The 20,205-nt window shown below is 40.3% G+C and carries 18 protein-coding genes; 13 read left to right on the top strand and 5 right to left on the bottom strand.

Features of this window, described 5'->3' with window-relative positions; all coding sequences use genetic code 11:
- Positions 1-76: 76 nt before the first annotated feature.
- The 4 genes from MTCD1_RS21815 to MTCD1_RS14585 form a co-directional block, all read right to left on the bottom strand.
- Positions 77-238, bottom strand: coding sequence for a hypothetical protein (locus MTCD1_RS21815; RefSeq protein ID WP_231733042.1), 162 nt, complete (start codon positions 236-238; stop codon positions 77-79).
- Complete coding sequence (locus tag MTCD1_RS21810) at positions 231-527, bottom strand: hypothetical protein (RefSeq protein WP_231733043.1); 297 nt, start codon at positions 525-527, stop codon at positions 231-233. Before MTCD1_RS21810 ends, MTCD1_RS21815 begins: the two co-directional genes overlap by 8 nt.
- A gap of 421 nt (positions 528-948) precedes the next feature.
- Positions 949-3,366: a Lon protease family protein gene (locus MTCD1_RS14590; RefSeq protein WP_057181388.1), complete on the bottom strand. Its 2,418-nt coding sequence runs from the start codon at positions 3,364-3,366 to the stop codon at positions 949-951.
- Between the two features lie 147 nt (positions 3,367-3,513).
- A complete protein-coding gene (locus MTCD1_RS14585; RefSeq protein WP_057181389.1) occupies positions 3,514-3,999 on the bottom strand; it encodes a zinc ribbon-containing protein in 486 nt (161 codons plus the stop codon).
- 196 nt (positions 4,000-4,195) lie between these two features.
- Between MTCD1_RS14585 and leuS the strand changes: the two genes are divergently transcribed.
- The 13 genes from leuS to lipA all read left to right on the top strand — a co-directional run bounded on the left by leuS (position 4,196) and on the right by lipA (position 17,933).
- The gene (gene leuS / locus MTCD1_RS14580; protein WP_057181697.1) at positions 4,196-6,790 is read left to right on the top strand and encodes a leucine--tRNA ligase; all 2,595 of its coding nucleotides are present in this window, start codon (positions 4,196-4,198) and stop codon (positions 6,788-6,790) included.
- Positions 6,791-6,805: 15 nt separating this feature from the next.
- Positions 6,806-7,324 (top strand): LPS-assembly lipoprotein LptE, encoded by a 519-nt coding sequence (locus MTCD1_RS14575; RefSeq protein ID WP_057181390.1) that lies wholly within the window; start codon positions 6,806-6,808, stop codon positions 7,322-7,324.
- Positions 7,325-7,385: 61 nt separating this feature from the next.
- Positions 7,386-8,450, top strand: coding sequence for a DNA polymerase III subunit delta (gene holA, locus MTCD1_RS14570; protein WP_057181391.1), 1,065 nt, complete (start codon positions 7,386-7,388; stop codon positions 8,448-8,450).
- An 18-nt stretch (positions 8,451-8,468) separates the two neighbouring features.
- Positions 8,469-9,140 (top strand): nicotinate-nucleotide adenylyltransferase, encoded by a 672-nt coding sequence (gene nadD / locus MTCD1_RS14565; RefSeq protein WP_231733044.1) that lies wholly within the window; start codon positions 8,469-8,471, stop codon positions 9,138-9,140.
- Between the two features lie 93 nt (positions 9,141-9,233).
- Positions 9,234-9,554: a ribosome silencing factor gene (gene rsfS, locus MTCD1_RS14560; RefSeq protein WP_057181393.1), complete on the top strand. Its 321-nt coding sequence runs from the start codon at positions 9,234-9,236 to the stop codon at positions 9,552-9,554.
- A 199-nt stretch (positions 9,555-9,753) separates the two neighbouring features.
- Entirely contained in the window at positions 9,754-10,224 is a 471-nt protein-coding gene (gene rlmH, locus MTCD1_RS14555) for a 23S rRNA (pseudouridine(1915)-N(3))-methyltransferase RlmH (RefSeq protein ID WP_057181394.1), read from the top strand.
- A 65-nt stretch (positions 10,225-10,289) separates the two neighbouring features.
- Entirely contained in the window at positions 10,290-12,251 is a 1,962-nt protein-coding gene (mrdA, locus tag MTCD1_RS14550; protein WP_057181395.1) for a penicillin-binding protein 2, read from the top strand.
- Positions 12,251-13,366 (top strand): rod shape-determining protein RodA, encoded by a 1,116-nt coding sequence (rodA, locus tag MTCD1_RS14545; protein ID WP_057181396.1) that lies wholly within the window; start codon positions 12,251-12,253, stop codon positions 13,364-13,366. Before mrdA ends, rodA begins: the two co-directional genes overlap by 1 nt.
- 90 nt (positions 13,367-13,456) lie before the next feature.
- On the top strand, positions 13,457-14,320 hold the full coding sequence (locus MTCD1_RS14540) for a septal ring lytic transglycosylase RlpA family protein (RefSeq protein ID WP_057181698.1): 864 nt from the start codon (positions 13,457-13,459) through the stop codon (positions 14,318-14,320).
- Positions 14,321-14,512: 192 nt separating this feature from the next.
- Complete coding sequence (locus MTCD1_RS14535) at positions 14,513-15,712, top strand: serine hydrolase (protein ID WP_057181397.1); 1,200 nt, start codon at positions 14,513-14,515, stop codon at positions 15,710-15,712.
- A gap of 217 nt (positions 15,713-15,929) precedes the next feature.
- A complete protein-coding gene (ybeD, locus tag MTCD1_RS14530) occupies positions 15,930-16,193 on the top strand; it encodes a DUF493 family protein YbeD (protein WP_057181699.1) in 264 nt (87 codons plus the stop codon).
- Between the two features lie 128 nt (positions 16,194-16,321).
- Positions 16,322-16,954, top strand: coding sequence for a lipoyl(octanoyl) transferase LipB (lipB, locus tag MTCD1_RS14525; protein WP_057181700.1), 633 nt, complete (start codon positions 16,322-16,324; stop codon positions 16,952-16,954).
- A complete protein-coding gene (lipA, locus tag MTCD1_RS14520) occupies positions 16,947-17,933 on the top strand; it encodes a lipoyl synthase (protein WP_057181398.1) in 987 nt (328 codons plus the stop codon). Before lipB ends, lipA begins: the two co-directional genes overlap by 8 nt.
- 318 nt (positions 17,934-18,251) lie before the next feature.
- Here the strand turns inward: lipA and MTCD1_RS14515 are convergent, their stop codons facing one another.
- Complete coding sequence (locus tag MTCD1_RS14515; RefSeq protein WP_057181399.1) at positions 18,252-20,111, bottom strand: protein kinase domain-containing protein; 1,860 nt, start codon at positions 20,109-20,111, stop codon at positions 18,252-18,254.
- Positions 20,112-20,205: the final 94 nt, after the last annotated feature.

Genomic DNA, 20,205 nt, shown 5'->3' with positions numbered 1-20,205 from the left:
TAACAAGAACTTTATAAAATAACGTCTTGATATAGGTTGGGGTATTTGATTTTGTGTGAATTAAATAGAAACGTTCTTAATGCCTGCCGACCTTGTTGTAAGTCTGTAAATTTAGCGGCAACAACATTTTCTTCATGTTGAACCAAGTCAAGTTCGAGTTTAGCGGCTCTTCGCCCGCTAAACTCATTTCTAATGAAGCCTGCTGTAAATCTAAGTTCTTACCCTCGGAGCTAGCCATTTTTAACGTTAACCCAGTGGCAGAAAGTGACATCAATTATTTCGGAGGTAGCTAACTTAGGTGAGAACTCACCTAAGTTATTCAGTGAGAGCGAGACAGGAAACCATAATTGATAGTGACTAATTTCGGCTAATAGTGTTAATTTACTGCCAACTAACACTTGTTTTAACGATTGTGGCACCTCAGTTTGCATACTAAGCTGGTGTTCTGTACCCGTCACCATGCAATCAGTTGATGTTTTAGTAAAAATATTATTGAAAAAATCCAGTTCTTCCGTCGAAAATTCCATTTAAATGTTATACCGCAGGTTTGGTTTGGTTAGGTTAGGTTAGGTTAAACACCATAACAAAAACCTGGACGCAGTGTAATTATTGAGCTACCAGAGCTTATATTTACACCTATCAATGGATACAAATAATAGCCTATGTTCCATGATACTGTGGTCCACATGGTAACTATATAATTTTATGTTGCGTGTTGCTGAAGTGGTAAAAGCGAGCTTCACCAGCATGAAGGTAATGGATATACCTGATTAGACAGTACAGGAACATACTGTCCTAATGCTTGTGTAGAGCCCCATGACGGGATTATGTTCAGGACGAACGGTATATCGCGGTGACAGGATGTCAAAGAGCGTATACGCATCTCGCTTGTTTACTCAGCAACACTCAACTACAACAGAGTCAGATAAGATGACTCTTCGGCGCCATTTATTCCTCAGCACCATTAAGTAAATCGGCAAAATTTTGGAGTTTATCAAGGGCTAAACCATGAATAGATTTACGTGGATAGCGCCCGGTTCGACTAATAACACCGGCATCAACTTTCATTAAGAGTTCCAGCGCTTGATCAATAGTTTCAACGGCATAGATGGAAAATTCACCGCGAGAAACCGCCGCTATCACCTCATCATTAAGCATTAAATTAATAACATTGGTTTGTGGAATGATGACCCCTTGCTTTCCGGTTAAACCTTTGTCTTGGCACAACTGGAAGAAACCTTCTATTTTCTCATTAACACCGCCAATAGATTGCACTTCACCATGTTGATTAATTGATCCTGTTATCGCTAGGCTTTGATCTATCGGTAATAAGGTAATGGCAGAGATAAGTGCACAAAGTTCAGCCATAGAAGCACTATCACCATCAATATGGCCATAGGATTGTTCTATGGCAATATTAGCGGAAATATTTACCGCAAATGTTTGCCCGTATTTATGGCCTAAATATCCTGTTAACAGTAAAACCCCTTTTGAATGAATAGATTTGCCTAAGTCTACCTCTCCCTCAATATCGGTTACGCCTTCACTACCCGCATATACGGTTGCGGTTATACGGGCTGGGGTACCAAAAACACTATCACCTATTTCTAAGACAGTTAAACCATTTACCTTAGCTAGGCATTCCCCTTCGGTATTAATTAAAACTTGCCGCTCTTTAATTTCACTGAGCCAGGTTTCACTGATTCGACCAATACGACGTTTTTTAGCCGCTTGTGCCAAAGCAATATGCTGTGCGGTTAAATTCCCCGTAGCACCTTGCTGTTGCCAGCAATAATTTGCTTCATCGAGTAAATCATTTACTTGCACTATATTGGCTGAAATTTTGTGTTTATGTTCACCGCGTCTTAGCGCATAACGAACCAACTCTAATACCGCTTCATTACTAACCTCGGGGTAATTATATTGCTTAGCACGTCGCCTTATTAAACGACCAAAAGCAATTAAATTACTATCCGTTTTATCGAGATGGCGATCAAAATCAGCTAACACCCGAAAAAGTTCAGTAAACTCCTGATCATAATCTTGTAAGGTATAATAAATTTCAGCATCACCAAGTAGTACCACTTTAACTTGCAGGGGGATTTTTTCTGGCTGCAAGCTATAGCCATTTGGCTGACTAAGGTCTGAATAAGGATTCTCAATGGTAATTTGCTGAGTTTTCAAGGCAAGTTTCAAGCGCGACCACACCATAGGTTGGCTTAATACTTTATCGGCATCTAATAATAAATAACCGCCATTAGCCTTATGTAAAGCACCAGGTCTGATTAAACGATAACTGGTATAACTACTGCCTTGAAAGCTGGCAAAATCAACATGACCAAATAGGTTTTGATAGCTTGGGTTTTGCTCATAAATGACCGGAGCGCCTTGAGATTCATCGCGAGGTACAAGTAAATTGGGCAAAAAACGCTCCACCATCAATTTGCGTAACTCTTTATCTGTTGGTGCATCATCAGATTCGCTGACTAAAATCTCTAATACCACATCCACTACATGGTTTTTTACTGTCTCTAAATATTTTAATACATCTTGATTATTACTAAATGATTTTTCCAATTCAGTTAAATAAGGTTTAATGGCTTTTTCAGCGGTGTCATTTTTAAGTTTTCTTAATTGATCAAAAGACAGTCGCTTCCACAGTGGTAATTCTAATAATTGCTCAGAAAGAACATTCTCTAATACGCTCAGTAGTTGATAAAACTTGGTTCGTTCCGTTTCCTTTAAATTAGCAAATTCTTTATCACTTAAGGGTTTACCGTCAACCAAAGGCGAGAAGCCCAATTCGCCATTTTCTTCATATAAAACCACGTTATCTTTTAAGGCCGCTTCTTCCACAATACTAATGGCTTGGTCGTATTTTTTATTAAATTCCCTATCAATGGCTGATTTTTGTCTTTGGTAACCCGGGTTATCAAAAACATCAGGGAATAAACTGAGTAAACCATCAATAAACTTATTCATGCTGAATAATAGTTGCTTGCCATCGCCTGGTTTAAGGGACAAGGTTAATGGAATATGGCTTTCCTCAAAGTTATTGGTGTAGCACCATTCATCAGGTGCCTTTTTCTCAGTGGCCAGCGAAGTTAACATTTGTTTAATTAATGTTTGTCGCCCCGTGCCGTGTTCACCCATAGCAAAAACATTAAAACCTATGGTCGACATTGATAAACCGAATGCTAAGGCCTCTTTGGCCCGTTCATGGCCAACAAAGCCTTGTGAGTCAGTATCAAGGGCGCTACTGGCTGATTTTTGATTATCGGAAAATAATGAAGCTGACAAGGGAGAGGTTAGATCATCTACCCCAATACGGGTTTGATCTGCAAGGGCAGTAAAAGTTTTAGTCATATAAATCCTTTAAAAAGCGTTATTAAATAACGAGTTTAATAAATAACATATCGACGCTAATATTTGGAAATCATTGCATCGAATTAAGGTATCGAAAATTGCGCTAGTGTACTGGCAAATATTTAGGCTAACAAGTTGATTATAAAACTAAGGGTTTAGCGGCAGACGAAAAAACTCTGTTGAGCCACAATGAACACAATCACCAATTTCACTAAAGTGCAAAATAGTTATTTTTTCATCGCATTGTTGACATTGCAGCTCGCCAAAACCAATGAAGTCACCACTTTTGTATAAACCATCATGACTAAAATCTTCAACCAGTTCAGCCCATTCTACTTGTGATTTATCGGTTAACTTAGCGAGAGTATCCCAAAGGCTTTCATTTAATAATCCCAAGTAGAGCGAATGTTTAACTTGTGAGCGATTTAATTGATAAAAGTCATGCAGATCATATTTTAAATTATCGGCAAATTGTTTCAGCTTTTCTTCAGACATAGCTTCAGCGGCATTGGCATACAACTTAGCCTGTTTAATAAATTCATCAATGTATGGCTTTTGCTCAGCTTTTACTGCGACTAACCAGTTATTGAGATTTTTATAGATATCAGCAAAGTAATCATTTTGATGTGACATTAATATTCTCCCTCACGCGTATTACTTTCACTATAGGTTCAAGTATAGGAAAAGTTGAAAGATCTGCTTGTTGTTACCCAACGAGATAAGGTATTCTACTGCGATAATCTAACATTGGTTTATTCACTATTCATGCAAATTCCCCTTGGGTAGTAAGCAAGCCGGTAACACCTTAAAAGCATTCGAGAAAACCTTAATGGAAGCCATTTATAATCATCAAGCTATTGAAGCAACAGTACAAAAATTTTGGACTGATAACAACACATTTAAAGCGACCGAAGACCCTGACAAAGAAAAGTTTTATTGTTTAGCTATGTTCCCTTACCCAAGTGGTCGGTTACACATGGGACATGTGCGTAATTACAGCTTAGGTGATGTTATTTCTCGCTACCAACGTATGCAGGGCAAAAATGTCATGCAACCTATGGGCTGGGATGCTTTTGGCTTACCTGCTGAAAATGCGGCTATTAAAAATAATACCGCGCCAGGAAAATGGACCTACGAAAATATTGATTATATGCGTAATCAATTAAAATCACTTGGTTTTGCTTATGATTGGAGCCGAGAATTAACGACCTGTAAGCCAGATTACTATCGTTGGGAACAATGGTTTTTTACCAAACTTTTTGAGAAAGGCTTGGTATATAAGAAAAATTCTACCGTCAATTGGGATCCCGTTGATCAAACTGTGCTAGCAAACGAGCAAGTGATTGACGGTCGTGGTTGGCGTTCAGGCGCTCTGGTCGAGCGTAAAGAAATTCCACAATGGTTTATCAAAATTACCGATTACGCCGAAGAATTACTCGATGATTTAGATCAGTTAACCGAATGGCCTGAGCAAGTAAAAACCATGCAACGTAACTGGATTGGTCGCTCGCAAGGTGTTGAGATGACTTTTGTGCTTGCAGATTCAACAGAAAGTTTTGATATTTACACCACACGACCTGATACCTTAATGGGTGTTACCTATGTAGCGCTCGCCGCGCAGCATCCATTAGCGCTAGCAGCAGCAAAAGATAATGCCGATTTAGCGGCTTTTATTGATGAATGTAAAAACAGTAAAACCACTGAAGCCGACATGGCCACAATGGAAAAGAAAGGTGTCGATACCGGTCTTAAAGCTATTCACCCTATTACCGGTAAGTTAGTGCCTGTTTGGGCGGCTAACTTTGTCTTAATGGATTATGGCTCAGGTGCCGTTATGTCAGTACCCGGTCATGATCAACGCGATTATGAGTTTGCCACTAAATATGGCTTGGCCATAGAGCAAGTGATTGCCGGTCAAGAGTCTGATGATATTAGTAAAGCCGCTATCACAGAAAAATCGACTTTAATAAATTCTGGTGAGTTCGATGGTTTAGATTTTGAACAAGCATTTAAAGCCATTAGCGATAAATTGACCCGTGAAAATAAAGGTAAAGTTACCACAAAATACCGTTTGCGTGACTGGGGCGTTTCTCGTCAACGTTATTGGGGTACACCAATCCCAATGATTAACCTAGCAAACGGTGAATCAGTGCCCGTACCTGAAGATCAATTACCGGTAATCTTACCCGAAGATGTGGTAATGGATGGCGTGACCTCGCCGATTAAAGATGATGCAGAGTGGGCAAAAACCACCTATAACGGCGAAGAAGCCTTACGCGAAACAGATACCTTTGACACCTTTATGGAGTCTTCTTGGTATTACGCCCGTTATTGTTCACCCAATGACAATAGCCAAATGATTGACCCGGTTAAAGCGAATTATTGGTTACCGGTAGATCAATATATCGGTGGTATTGAACATGCTATCTTGCATTTACTTTATTCACGATTTTTCCATAAATTATTACGCGATGTCGGCTTAGTTAACTGTGACGAACCTTATAAAAAGTTGTTATGCCAAGGCATGGTATTAGCTGAAACTTATTACCGTGAAGCTGACAACGGCGCGAAGGATTGGATTGCACCAACAGATGTTGAAGTATTAGAGCGTGACGATAAAGGTCATGTTACTTTAGCAATAAGTAAACTTGATGGTCTGCCAGTATTATCTGCTGGCATGAGCAAGATGTCTAAATCAAAAAATAACGGTATTGACCCACAAAAAGTGATTGAAAAATACGGTGCTGATACGGTGCGTTTATTTATCATGTTCACTTCACCACCAGAGCAAACTTTAGAATGGTCTGATGCCGGTGTCGAAGGCGCGTATCGTTTTGTTAAACGTGTTTATAAATTAGCCCATGATTTCGTTGAAATGACCACTTATACCCCCGTGGCTGATATTACTGGCTTAACCTTAAACAGTGACCAGAAGAAGTTACGTCGTGAGTTACATAAAACCATTGCTAAAGTAACCGATGATATAGGTCGTCGTAATACCTTTAACACAGCTATTGCTGCCATCATGGAGTTAATGAATCACTTAGGCAAAGCTAAACTTGAAAGCGCTGAAGATAAAGCGGTAATGCAAGAAGCTATTCGTGCTGTCGTGTTAATGCTAACACCTATCACCCCGCATGTATGTCATCACTTATGGCAAACGGTTGGCGGTAGCGACTTACATGTTGAAGATGTCAGCTGGCCAGTCGTTGACCAAAGTGCTCTCGTTGAAGATGAAAAATTGATTGTGGTACAAGTGAACGGCAAATTACGGGCAAAAATCACCGTTGCTATTGATGCCAGTAAAGAAGAGGTTGAAGCACTGGGTTTAAATGATGTAAACGTGTTGAAATTTACCACGGGTAAAACGGTACGAAAAGTTATTTATATCCCAGGTAAGTTACTTAATATTGTCGCTAATTAACGTGGTAAATACCCAATGACTAAATTAAGCCTTGTCATTAAAAGCTTAACCTTTAGAAAATTAGCTATCGCTCTGTTAACCACAAGCTTATTGTCTGCTTGTGGTTTTCAACTTCGCGGTGATTATTTACTCGACGATGAGTTGCAAACACTTTACCTTAGTTCCAGTGATGTTCACGGTGAGTTGACTCGGTTAGTTAAACTCAGTTTAACACGCAACCAAGTTCAGGTATTAAAGCACTCTAAAACTGACATTCCTGAATTACGTATTCTTACTGATAAATTAGATAGACGGACGTTATCGGTATTTTCTAACGGTCAGGTGGCAGAATATGAATTGATTTATTCAGTGCATTATCAAGTACGCTTTACTGGCGAAGATGCGCTAGATTTTCGCTTTGAACTCTATCGCGATTATCAAGACGATCCTAACCTCGCCCTAGCAAAAAGCCGCGAGTTATCATTATTGTTAAGTGAAATGAGAACATCAGCGGCCGATAAAATACTACGTGATTTAGCAAGAATCCAACGCTAGTTATTCGCAAAGCGCTTTTGTTAAAAAAAGCCAGTTACTGTAAAACTTACCTAGGGTATTTATGAAAATTTACCATAACCAGCTAGACAATACCTTACGACAGGGATTCAAACCTGTTTGGTTGGTTTTTGGTGATGAACCTTGGCAAAAAGATAACAGCCTAGCGGTTATTAAAGCTCATGCAAAAAAACAAGGTTTTAGTGAAGTTATTCGTTTTAGCAGTGACGCCAGCTTTGACTGGCAACAATTACTTGATGAGTATCAAGCGTTAAGTCTTTTTGCCAGTCAACGTATCATTGAAGTGGAGTTAACTACGGTAAAAGTAGGCGATTCAGGTAATAAAGCCTTATTAGCTTTAGCGGAACGATTAACACAAGACTTCACGGGTGCCCATGCCCCACAAGATGTAATGTTCATATTTCATGGCGCAAAACTTGATGCGGCGAGTGCTAATCGAAAGTGGTTTAAGAGTCTATCGCAATTAGGCTGCTATTTACCCTTGTATGATATTGAGTTAAAAGCCATGCCGCAATGGTTGAATAATCAAACCAGACAGCGACAAGTTAATATATCTAGCGAGTTAAACGCGCTACTTATTGAACTGTATGAAGGTAATTTACTCGCCCTTGCCCAAGAGCTAGATAAACTTGCTTTATTATTTGGCTCACAGCCCATCAGCATTGAGCAAGCCGAGCCGTTAATACTAAAACAAGCAAAGTTTAACCCCTTTCAAGTTATCGATGCCTTACTTAGAGGGGATTGCGCAAAATGTATCGTTATGCTCGATCAACTGCAGCAAGAAGGCATGGCACCCGCACAATTAATTTGGGTTTTCCATAAAGAAATAAACCAACTCTACAGCATGCTAAATCAATTAGCTCAAGGTGAGAGTCTTGCTAATATTTATAAAGAATTTCGTATTTGGGACAAGCGAAAACCCTTGTACCAGCATGCCTTAACTCACATCAAACTTGATAACATAAAGCGTGCCATGAGTCGTATTGCAGATATAGACCTATTAAGTAAAACCAGCAGCGAATTTAATATTTTTATCTTGTTGGCTGACTTGTGTATCACTGTGTACCACGGCGAAAAGACTGCCGCCTTTAGCCTGAACTATGGCTAATAACTGATGACTAGTGACATGAGTTCAGCAACGCCTGCTATGACTAAGGGTATAGGTATTTTAGGCGGTACTTTTGATCCAATTCACTTGGGGCACACTCAATCAGCGCAAGCGGTTGCCAATGAGCTGGGCTTAACTAAGATACTGTTAATTCCTGCCCATATTCCCCCTCATAAAGCCTCAGCAGATCTAGTGCCCAGTGCCAGTGCTGAGCAACGCGCCGCTATGGTGGAAATTGCTTGCCTAGACAGTAGGCTATTTAGCTGTGATCAACGAGAATTAAAACGTGCTGGCCACTCTTACACTGTTGAGACTCTGAAAGAGTTAAAGCTACAGTACCCTGAGCAGCCTATTTATTTTATAATAGGTATGGACTCACTGATGAGCTTTACCTCCTGGTATCAATATCAGCACATATTAACCCTTTGTCACCTAGTGGTTAATACCCGCCCTAACTATCCCATGGCACAGTTTAATGAGGCCACAAAAAAATTGCTCACTAATTATCAAACAACTGATATTGCACAGTTATCTCGTAATAATTGTGGTAATATTTTTTTTGCCCAAGCGAATTATGTTGATATTTCATCAACACAAATTCGTCAACGTTTGGCGCAACAACAAAGTTGTCAGCAGCAGCTACTACCGGTAATAGCAGAATTTATTCACAAAAATAAGCTTTACCGTTAACCCTGAGCGTAAAAAGTGTTAATATTGCAATATTATGTATTGTTGCTCGTAAAGAGCAGCCCAAACGTTACGATTAACGATAGGAATAACACCTTGCAAACTGAACAACTTAAAGCATTTGTCATAAAAACACTTGAAGACATGAAAGGCAGAGATATCATCGCTCTTAATATTAGCGACAAAGCAAGCTTTGCTGATTACATGATTATTTGTTCAGGTAATTCAAAACGCCATGTAAAATCTATTGCGCAATCGGTAGCTATTGAGTATCGAGCTCAAGGTCAAGAGCCGCGTGGTATGGAAGGTCACGATGTTGGCGAGTGGGCATTAGTCGACTTAGGCGATATCATTGTTCATGTGATGACGGATGAACAACGTGATAAATATAACCTAGAGCAGCTTTGGGCAGAATAGTTAACTTTTGCTTAATGAAAAGACGAGTGCCAGCTGGGTTTTAAACAAGAGGATGTACTTTCCTCTATCAACCGCCGGCTCTCGTTACTTTGTTCAGTAGCATTTCGCTCGACTCTACTTTCCAGCGAGTTAGTTTTAACCGAACAAAGAATGTAATAACCTTGTCGATGATAATAAACCCAATAATCAAAATAGATTTATGAAACTCACCTTATATGCTGTTGGCAACAAAATGCCTGCATGGGTTAGCCTAGGCTTTGCTGAATACAGCCGTCGCTTCCCCCGTGATTTAAGCTTTCATCTAGTTGAAATTCCGGCAGGCAAGCGCGGTAAAAATGCCGATATCACCCGTATCCTAGCAAAAGAAGGTGAATTGTTACTGGCGGCAATCCCCAAGGGTAACCGTATTGTCACTCTTGAAGTTGAAGGACAAGCGTGGACAACAGCAAAACTTGCCAAACAACTGCAAAGCTGGCAACTTGATAGCAGAGATGTCGCTTTACTTGTCGGTGGGCCTGAAGGTTTAGCGCCCGCTTGTATTAAAGCCTCTGAGCAAAAGTGGTCATTGTCCGCCTTAACACTACCTCACCCCATGGTGCGAATACTCATTGCAGAGAGTCTCTATCGCGCTTGGAGTGTAAATACTAACCACCCTTATCATAGAGAATAGCTTGTGTTGATGACTACCTTGGCCATACTTTTAGTAAATAGTTTTATTGTTGATAGCGTGCGCTAGTGTCTCCACGTCGTATTGTCATTCGAAATCGCTCCGCTGAAGCAAACTTATTTGCCCGACGTACTTTTATTGCTTTTGTCGGCGTGGTGCTGGTATTACTGATACTCTTTGCCAATATCTATAACTTACAAGTTGAATCTTTCGAAAAATATCAAACACGCTCAAACTCTAATCGTATCAAGCTACTGCCGGTAGCGCCAAATCGTGGTTTGATTTATGACAGAAATGGCGTATTACTTGCTGATAATAAGCCAGTCTATAGTTTAGAAGTGATAGCCGAGGATGTCGACGATATAAAAGCCAGCATAGCGCAAGTAAGCCTGTTACTAAATATCAGCGCAGACAGACAAACTAAGTTTTTCAAATCGATGAAACGCAAACGTCGTTTCAAACCCGTAGAATTGCACTCACGTTTAAGTGATCAACAAGTGGCTTTATTCTCGGTAAATCAACATAAATACCCCGGCATTTTTGTTAATGCCCGTTTAAAACGCTATTACCCTTTTGCTGATTTAACCACCCATACCTTGGGGTATGTGGCTCGTATCAATAGAAAAGATCTCAATAAATTAGAGCAATCAGGTCAGTCTGAAAACTATGCAGCCACCTATGCTATTGGCAGGTTGGGTATTGAAAGATATTATGAAAATATGCTGCATGGCACCATTGGCCATCAAGAAGTAGAGGTCAACAACCAAGGCCGAGTGATCCGCACGCTAAATTACACACCGCCTATACCGGGCAAAGACCTGACCTTGACCTTAGATATTGAATTACAAATGATAGCTAAACGTGCCTTATCAGGAAAACGTGGTGCTGTAGTTGCTATGGACCCACGAACTGGTGGCATTTTAGCCATGTATTCAAATCCAAGTTACGACGGTAATTTGTTTGTTCATGGTATTAGCACTAAAAACTATAAAAAGTTACTTGAATCAAAGGACCTACCGCTTATTAACCGCAGTGTACAAAGTGGTTATCCGCCCGCCTCTACTGTTAAGCCCTTTCTGGCGTTAACCGGTTTAGAAGAGAATGTGATCACGCCAAGCACAACCATTAATGATCCAGGCTGGTATCAGTTGGCAGGTTTACCCAATAAATATCGTGATTGGAAACCTTGGGGCCATGGTATAGTGAATCTAAGCAAAGCCATTGAGCAGTCTTGTAACATCTACTTCTATGATCTCGCCTTTAAATTAGGTATCACCAAAATCAGTAATATGATGCAACGATTTGGCTTTGGCGAGCGTACCGGCCTCGATATTCACGGAGAAAGTAAAGGTATTATGCCCAGTGTCGCTTGGAAGCGCGCCCGTTATAATCAACCTTGGTACACAGGAGAAACACTTTCAGTGGGCATTGGCCAGAGTTTTTGGACAGTAACGCCACTGCAATTAACCCAAGCATTAACAACCTTAGTAAATCATGGTGAGCGTAAAATTCCACATTTATTAAAAGCTAATACTGAGTTGATTATTGAAAGTAATGGTAATACTTATCATAAAATTATACCCGCCAACTATGAGCCCCCAGCACCTTTAGTATTAAAACAAGAAAAAAATTGGGATCTGGTGTTAAATGCCATGCATAATACCGTGCAAAAATTTGGTGCTACCGCTTACAAACCGTTTAAAGGCACTACCTATGATGCCTCAGGTAAAACTGGCTCAGCTCAGGTTGCACGTATCAAACAAGATGAAAAATATGACGCTAAAACCACATCCGAAAATAAACGTGATAACGCCATGTTTATTGCTTTCGCCCCCTTTGATAACCCTGAAATTGTCATTGCGGTAGCCATTGAAAATGTCGCGAAAGGTGGTGGTGCCACTAATGCTGCGCCAGTGGCAAGGCAGATTATGGACCAGTATTTTGGTGACAGAGTGATTACCAGCCAAGCGTCTACCATGACATACCAAATACCTGCAGCCATAGCAATGTTACCCCAAGAGGCTGACTAATGCGCAGAAACAGACAAGAGCAACAAAAAAATCACAGTTTTGCCCAGCGGCTTCATATAGATATACCCTTGTTGTTAGGTATTTTATCCTTATTAGCTTTAGGGCTTTTTCTGGTCTATAGCGCTGGCGGTCAGGAAACCGCCGTGGTTTATCGAAAAGCTCGAAGTATAGGTGTAGCTCTGGTTGGCATGTTTGTTGTCGCGCAAATTCCGCCACTGGTATATCGTAAGTGGGCGGTACCGGTTTTTGTCTTAGGTTTATTATTGCTGATCAGTGTCTTACTTTTTGGTCATGTCGGTAAAGGTGCACAGCGTTGGCTTGATTTAGGTTTTATAAAGTTTCAGCCCTCTGAGATTATGAAATTGATAGTCCCTATTATGATTGCTTGGTTTGTTAGTCAAGAAAACTTACCGGTAAAAATATCAACGGTGATGCTTGCTTTTATCCTGGTACTACTACCGACATTACTTATCGCTAAGCAGCCTGATTTAGGCACATCCTTACTTATAGCGAGTTCAGGGATCTTTGTAATTTTTCTTGCTGGTGCCAGTTGGCGGTTAATTGTTTTTTGTCTTGGTTTAGCTTCGGCCTTTGCGCCTATTTTGTGGTTCTTTTTAATGAAAGGGTATCAAAAACAACGGGTTATGACCTTTCTAAATCCAGAGAAAGACCCCCTAGGCTCAGGCTACCATATTATTCAATCTAAAATAGCCATTGGCTCAGGGGGTATTGACGGTAAAGGCTGGTTACAAGGTACCCAATCACAATTAGAGTTTTTACCAGAGCGCCATACCGACTTTATCTTCTCGGTATTCAGTGAAGAGTTTGGCTTAATTGGTGTTGCCGCCCTGCTTGGCGTCTATTTATTTGTGGTAATGCGCGGTTTGTGGATTGCCGTCAATGCTCAACACGCCTTTACTAAGTTACTCGCGGGCAGCCTGACGTTAACGTTTTTTGTTTATGTTTTTGTCAACATAGGTATGGTGTCTGGCTTATTGCCTGTTGTGGGTGTGCCATTACCCTTAGTTAGTTATGGCGGTACTTCTATGGTGACATTAATGCTAGGTTTTGGCATATTAATGGCTATTAGTACCCATAGGCGTATCCATGTTTAAGCTGAGCAAGTCACCAGCCCCCTTCTTCCCTGTGCGATGAAAGTTATAAAATTGATGAACGTTATAAAATTGATGAAACTTATAAAAGTGATGAACCAACGACTGCTACTGCTCTTGTTAATATCCATGCTAACCTTGTTAAGTGCCTGCAGCTCTGGCCGCTATCAACAAAAGCATGACAGTACACCTATACGTCTACCAAGCCAAGCAGAATTGAAAGATGCTATAGCCCGCGCAGAGCCCTATAGTCGCGGCGGTAATAAAGATTATCAAGTATTTGGTAAACCTTACCAAGTATTAACCACGGCGCAAGGCTTTGAACAAACCGGCACTGCCTCTTGGTACGGGAAAAAGTTCCATGGCCACCTCACCTCCAATGGTGAAATCTATGACATGTATGCCATGAGCGCCGCCCATAAAAATTTACCTTTACCCACCTATTTAAAAGTCACCAATACCGCCAATAATAAATCGGTTATTGTCCGCGTGAACGACAGGGGTCCTTTTCATCAGTCACGTATTATTGATTTATCCTATAGTGCCGCTTATAAGCTCGACATGTTAAAAACCGGCACCGCAAACGTTAAAATAAGCGCAATTACTAATTTCGATAAACAAACGGCTAAAGTTAAAGATGTCACTACTATCCAAGCAACATCTCAAGTCATAGTAAGTCCAGCCATTAAGGAAAAGCCAGTCAGCCCAAACACACCAGATAACATGGGCATTGCCACACCTTTTATTCAAGTATTGGCAACCCGCAACATAGAATTAGCTAGCCGCACAGCCAAGCTGCTAAAAAGTCAATACAAACAAGAAACTAACTATGCAGAACATCAAGGACTTTATCGTATTCAACTTGGACCTATTAGCGATCTTGCCACGTTAAATGCGCTTTTATTGGCCTTAAAACAAAATGGCTACCCTAATGCTTATCCAAGAACCTCGCCATAACAAAGCTAAAAAGAAGCTAAAAAGAAGCCAGCAGCAGTATCTACAACAAAAGCTTATAAATCTTGTTACATTTATAAGCTTTTATCGGCGAAATTATTGATAATATCGGTTTTTTTCCCGTAGCCAAGTTTTTTATAAGTGGTATACTTTCGTTCAGTTGCTTTCCCTTACTTTTCACACACGACTAACACTATGACTAAAACAACAAAACTTTCTGGCAAATATAGCGCCAACAATTTATTTACCTTTTTCAGTGGCGCTGTTTTTAGCGCGGCCGTTATTCTTACACCAACGGCTTATGCCCTTACCATTATCCCCGACGCGCCACAAATTAATGCCAAAGGTTTTATCTTAATTGATTACACCACAGGTAAAATTATTGCTGAAGAAAATGCAGATACTCTGTTAGCGCCAGCAAGTTTAACCAAAATAATGACCAGTTACATTATTGGTAAAGAGCTTCAAAACGGTAATATTAAAAACACTGACAAAGTGTTGATCAGTGAAAAGGCTTGGGCGAAAAAATTCCCTGACTCCTCCAAGATGTTTATCGAAGTGGGTACTGAAGTAACGGTTAGCTTATTAAACCAAGGGATAATCGTTGCCTCGGGTAATGATGCTTGTGTTGCTATGGCTGAGCATATTGCCGGCAGTGAAAGTGCTTTTACTGATTTAATGAATGCCCATGCCCAGCAACTTGGTATGACCAACAGCTTCTTTGAAAATAGTCACGGTTTAGACAGCGACTCACATATGACTACGCCTAGAGATATGGCAACACTAGCTATCGCGCTGATCCGCGATGTGCCAGAAGAGTATGCGATATATAAACAAAAATCTTTCACCTATAACAATATCAAACAGTATAACCGCAATGGTTTATTGTGGGATAAAAGCTTAAACGTTGACGGTATGAAAACCGGTCACACTTCAAATGCTGGCTACAGTTTAGTGACCTCAGCAACTAAAGGCGATATGCGTTTAGTTACCGTTGTTATGGGCACGGCAAGTGAGCGAGCACGAAAAGTAGAAAGTAAGAAATTATTAAATTATGGTTTCCGCTTTTTTGAAACCATAACACCTTACAAAGCTGGTGAAATATTTATTTCTAACCGTGTTTGGATGGGCGACAAAGAGAATGTTGACTTAGGTATTCTCTATGATACCCCGATCACTATTCCTCGCGGCCAACGTAAAAATTTAAAAGCAAACTTTGAGTTAAACCAACAATTAACAGCGCCATTAGCTAAAGGCACGGTAGTTGGTACTTTATTTTTACAACTCAATGATAAAGATATAGCACAATACCCTCTGGTAACACTTGAGGAAGTAAATGAAGGCAGCCTAATTAGTCGTTTGGTTGACTATGTGAAACTACAGTTTGCTAATTAATTAGCATTCATTATGGTAAATAATCAATGCATAAAAAAGCCTCTTTATTGAGGTTTTTTTGTTTTTAGCAAGCAAAAATCGCCGCCCTTAAACACGACTAATACTGCCCTAGCAACAAAACATATAAGGCAGAGAATAAAAACAATATCAGCACATGATAATTGATGATAAAATGGCGCTAAAGTAAAAACCTCGCTAGATAAAGAAGTAAATGACCATGAAAACCCATTTTGACGAATTATTAGAGTTCCCAACGGTATTAAATTTTAAAGTGATGGGCCTTGCCTGTGACGAATTACCGGACTTGATCATTGCCGAACTACAAAAACACACACCCGGAGATTACTCTCCCAAAATAAAAACCAGTTCCAAAGGTACTTATCATGCGGTTTCTATTGCGGTAACCGTTACCAGTAAAGAGCACATTGAAACTATCTATAAAACCTTAATGGCTATTGAACAAGTACGGTACGTTTTATAACCCCCCTTTAACGCTATCAGTTTTCAACACCCTAGATTAACGAGGTTTGCCCAGTGCAGTCAAATTCAACAGTCGAGCGAGACATTATTAACCTTGCCGACTCATTAGTCATCCGACAATTAGATACCATGGATTACAAGCAAGTTTGGCATGCCATGAAAAGCTTTACCGATAATCGTGATGACAGCATTGCTGATGAATTATGGTTAGTAGAACACCCTGCTGTTTTTACCCAAGGGCAAGCTGGCAAAGACGAACATTTGTTACTACCTGGCGATATTGAAGTAGTAAAAGTAGACCGTGGCGGTCAAGTCACTTATCACGGTCCAGGTCAGCTCGTTATTTATTGTATGATTAACCTGCGCCGTAAGAAAATAGGCATAAGACAGTTAGTCACTTTGATCGAAACCAGTATTGTCTCGGCTTTGTCGGATTATAATATTGCCGCTTATGCCAAAGCCGACGCACCGGGTGTATATGTTGATGAGAAAAAAGTTGCCTCCTTAGGTTTAAGAGTACGCAAAGGCTGCTCTTTTCATGGCTTAGCCATCAATGTGAATATGGATTTATCACCTTTTTTACGAATTAACCCCTGTGGTTATGCCGGTCTAGAAATGATACAAACTGCTGATTTACAAGGCCCACAAGATACCGCTAGTGCAAGTACTGCGTTAGTGAAACATTTAATAAACTTACTTGAAGCTAATAATGTTAGTTATCAAAGCGGTTTACCAAACGAGAATAACACGCATCATGAGTAGTGATTTAACCTCAGTAACAAAAACAGCCAATCGTGCCGCCGGCGAAAAATTTCGCGATGCCGATAAATTAGCTCACATTCCAATTAAAGTAGTTAGCTCAACAAAAGCGACTATGTTACGTAAACCAAGTTGGTTACGTATCAAGTTACCTCGCTCTAGTGAACGTATTGATGCCATCAAAGCTAATTTACGTAAACACGATCTACACTCGGTCTGTGAAGAAGCATCATGCCCCAACTTAGCAGAATGTTTTAATAACGGTACGGCTACCTTTATGATTTTAGGTGATCTATGTACCAGACGTTGCCCATTTTGTGATGTTGGCCATGGCCGCCCACTACCGCCCAACAAAGATGAACCGAAAAAACTTGCCAATAGTTTAAAAGATATGGGCTTAAAATATGTGGTTATCACCTCGGTAGATAGAGATGATTTACGAGATGGCGGCGCTCAACAATTTGCCGACTGTGTTAGAGAAATTAGTAAACAAGCACCCAATACCAAAATAGAAATTTTAGTACCTGATTTTCGTGGTCGTATGGACCGAGCGCTTGAAATCCTTAATCAACATCCCCCCCATGTGTTTAACCACAACATGGAAACTGCGCCACGCCTTTATACTAAGGTACGCCCAGGCGCCAACTATCAATGGTCGCTAGACCTATTAAAACGTTTTGGTGAAGCAAATCCAAGTGTTACCACTAAATCAGGTTTAATGGTCGGTTTAGGTGAAACTAACGATGAAATTTTAGAAGTAATGCAAGACTTACGCAACCATGGTGTAACTATGTTAACCATTGGTCAGTATCTGCAACCGAGTAAAGATCATTTAGCGGTTGAGCGTTATGTTCACCCTGACGATTTTGCCATGTTTGAACGCGCCGCACACAAAATGGGCTTTGAACATGCGGCTTGTGGTCCACTTGTTCGCTCAAGCTACCATGCTGATAAACAAGCGGCCGGTGAAGAAGTAAAATAACCTTATTCACTTTAGTTAGTCAGTTAGTTAGTCAGTAACTTAACGTTAAATATTAACAGCCAGTATCACTACTGGCTTTTTTATGTTTACACCTTTGCTACGTTCACCTGCGGGCGCAGAGCTGATGCTGCCTTTATGGCGTAGCCTGCAGCAGCCCAATCAAAGTCATTAATAGCCTAAAAACCGTGGGCTACTGGGCTAACACTGAGCTGGGTACAATCTTAGTCAGCACGCCTTTTAGTGTATTGATGCCATGGTACCAGCAGGAATTTTATCAGCATATAAGGATCTATGCTGGCAGATCAGCATACTTCAACATCAGTGTTGCTCACTAGCTTGACGGTTTAGCTTAGGATTTTTTGGATAGAACTTATCTGGCATGCTACTAATATGTTCAAAAAACCGGGTGTCTTTATAAGGTAATTTCATAAAGCCCGAAATACCAATACCATCGATAGTAGGTAATAAGGTTAAAATTTTCGCCAAACAGGCTTTAAATTCAGCTTCTTTTTCATGGTTTAGCAGCATTAAATAACTATGGATTTTTAAATGTTTGGGCAAAACTTCAAAGATAATACAACCGGTATGATGAATTAAGTTCAACCTGGCTAAAACCGTCATTAACTCATCGGGTAGATATAAGTATTCATCGGGATCTTTACCATCCTCAAAATAGGAGTGCAATCGGGTTATATCATCAACATCAGCGACATCACTTACTTCAAAGGGTAGTTCTTGGCTACTGTCCGCAATAAAAGGCTGACTTTCACTCAGCCGCTCAACATGCAAAGTATTACGGGCATTAAATAAACAACTTTTAAAGACCCCGATACGAAATATACCTTGCGCCAAATAAATAATATTGTTTACCGCACTGGTAAATGAAGCTTTCAGTGTTTCATCAAATAAGGTTAAATTAGAGTCAATGTAAACCCCCTCTTTGGCCCAACGAATGGCAATGCCACCAACCACAGGGAAATTACCTAGCCGGCTTAACGCCGCGATAAACGCTTTTTCATTATCACCCATGCCCATAAGGTAATTTTTATAGTATTTATCCAATTGAGCATCATCAATATCCGCTAAACTATCATGACCGCTTTGCTCTCGTAAAAATGACTTGCGCGAGCCATACACTACCGTATCAATGTGCTCTCTCTGAGGTTTTACCCAAATAGGTATCTGGGCAATGGCGGCAATTTTTGTCGGTTTATCTGCCAAGACAACTTGTTTGAGGTAGTTGAGGTTATTAAAAAAGTAATCCCCTGCTTGGTTGCGCAGCTTTTTATCGTCACTTAACATACCCGTTAACACTTGCGCCAATAACTTAGGTAAACCTAAGGCATTTGGCGGTATCACTTTGATACCATATCGGCATGATTGCCCTGACGCTAGTGCATACAAGGTTGCCGCTAAGCCTTGCTCATCAAAACGAGGGCTAGATAATTCGCCCTTAAGTTGCTCTGGCCCAATAAAATAGACATCGCCTAAACGGGCGTTACTATGTTGTAAATCACTGCTCATCAGCTCCATCACGTTAGTGCTTGTACTTTGCTGATGACAATCAAGTTGTGCACTCACTGATGAGCCCCAATCAATGAGTTGTACCTTGCCGGTATTTTCATCATAAACCAAGTTAGAAGGCTTGATATCGCCATGAACAATGGGTTTTAGCTGCCTATGATTATTTTCTGCCCGTAAATACAGCAATATATCGGCCAATTGTAAGGCAATACTAACCACCAACTCAGGCGATAAAGGGCCAACTTGTAAAGATAATTGTTCTAAATCTATGCCTGGGGCCCGAGTCATCTGCAAAATAGATTGGCGTTTAATTTTTTGGTAGTCAATCACATGAGGGATTTGTGGGTGTTTAAGCTGACCTTGAATATCGGCTTCTTCAGCTAAACGGTCTTGCACATGTTGAGGCAAATTAATGCGCGAGAATTTAAAGACAACCGGCTGTGTTTGCTCAACAGAGCCTTTACGCTTAATAGCCGAAAAAACAAAGCCATACGCCCCTTTACCTAACAGAGCAACGTCCTCAAAGCCGAGTTGTTTTAATTGCTGCTGGCAAAGTTCCACCCATTGTTTTAACTTAGTCGCGTCTTTATGACTGAGTAAGTAAATGGATTGCTCTTGAGCAATGTAGAAATGCTGTAATTTTTTATTGGTCACTTTTATTTGCCATTTATATTTACTACTTATATTTACTACAGGGATGTCTCTACTTAAAGGGGTAGTTACGGTTTAAATAACAAGTACCGGGCTG

Source organism: Colwellia marinimaniae, from assembly GCF_002207865.1.
In the GTDB taxonomy this organism is placed as follows: Bacteria; Pseudomonadota; Gammaproteobacteria; order Enterobacterales; family Alteromonadaceae; genus Colwellia; species Colwellia marinimaniae.
This window is presented reverse-complemented; position numbering and strand designations above follow the sequence as displayed.

Bases quoted from the DNA above. Each gene is read 5' to 3' on its own strand.
- MTCD1_RS14540 (WP_057181698.1), top strand. From the start codon at position 13,457: ATGAACCAACGACTGCTACTGCTCTTGTTAATATCCATGCTAACCTTG.
- MTCD1_RS14585 (WP_057181389.1), bottom strand. From the start codon at position 3,999: ATGTCACATCAAAATGATTACTTTGCTGATATCTATAAAAATCTCAAT.
- MTCD1_RS21815 (WP_231733042.1), bottom strand. From the start codon at position 238: ATGGCTAGCTCCGAGGGTAAGAACTTAGATTTACAGCAGGCTTCATTA.
- rlmH (WP_057181394.1), top strand. From the start codon at position 9,754: ATGAAACTCACCTTATATGCTGTTGGCAACAAAATGCCTGCATGGGTT.
- holA (WP_057181391.1), top strand. From the start codon at position 7,386: ATGAAAATTTACCATAACCAGCTAGACAATACCTTACGACAGGGATTC.
- lipB (WP_057181700.1), top strand. From the start codon at position 16,322: ATGGATTACAAGCAAGTTTGGCATGCCATGAAAAGCTTTACCGATAAT.
- rodA (WP_057181396.1), top strand. From the start codon at position 12,251: ATGCGCAGAAACAGACAAGAGCAACAAAAAAATCACAGTTTTGCCCAG.
- MTCD1_RS21810 (WP_231733043.1), bottom strand. From the start codon at position 527: ATGGAATTTTCGACGGAAGAACTGGATTTTTTCAATAATATTTTTACT.
- nadD (WP_231733044.1), top strand. From the start codon at position 8,469: ATGAGTTCAGCAACGCCTGCTATGACTAAGGGTATAGGTATTTTAGGC.
- MTCD1_RS14590 (WP_057181388.1), bottom strand. From the start codon at position 3,366: ATGACTAAAACTTTTACTGCCCTTGCAGATCAAACCCGTATTGGGGTA.
- leuS (WP_057181697.1), top strand. From the start codon at position 4,196: ATGGAAGCCATTTATAATCATCAAGCTATTGAAGCAACAGTACAAAAA.
- MTCD1_RS14575 (WP_057181390.1), top strand. From the start codon at position 6,806: ATGACTAAATTAAGCCTTGTCATTAAAAGCTTAACCTTTAGAAAATTA.
- MTCD1_RS14535 (WP_057181397.1), top strand. From the start codon at position 14,513: ATGACTAAAACAACAAAACTTTCTGGCAAATATAGCGCCAACAATTTA.
- lipA (WP_057181398.1), top strand. From the start codon at position 16,947: ATGAGTAGTGATTTAACCTCAGTAACAAAAACAGCCAATCGTGCCGCC.
- ybeD (WP_057181699.1), top strand. From the start codon at position 15,930: ATGAAAACCCATTTTGACGAATTATTAGAGTTCCCAACGGTATTAAAT.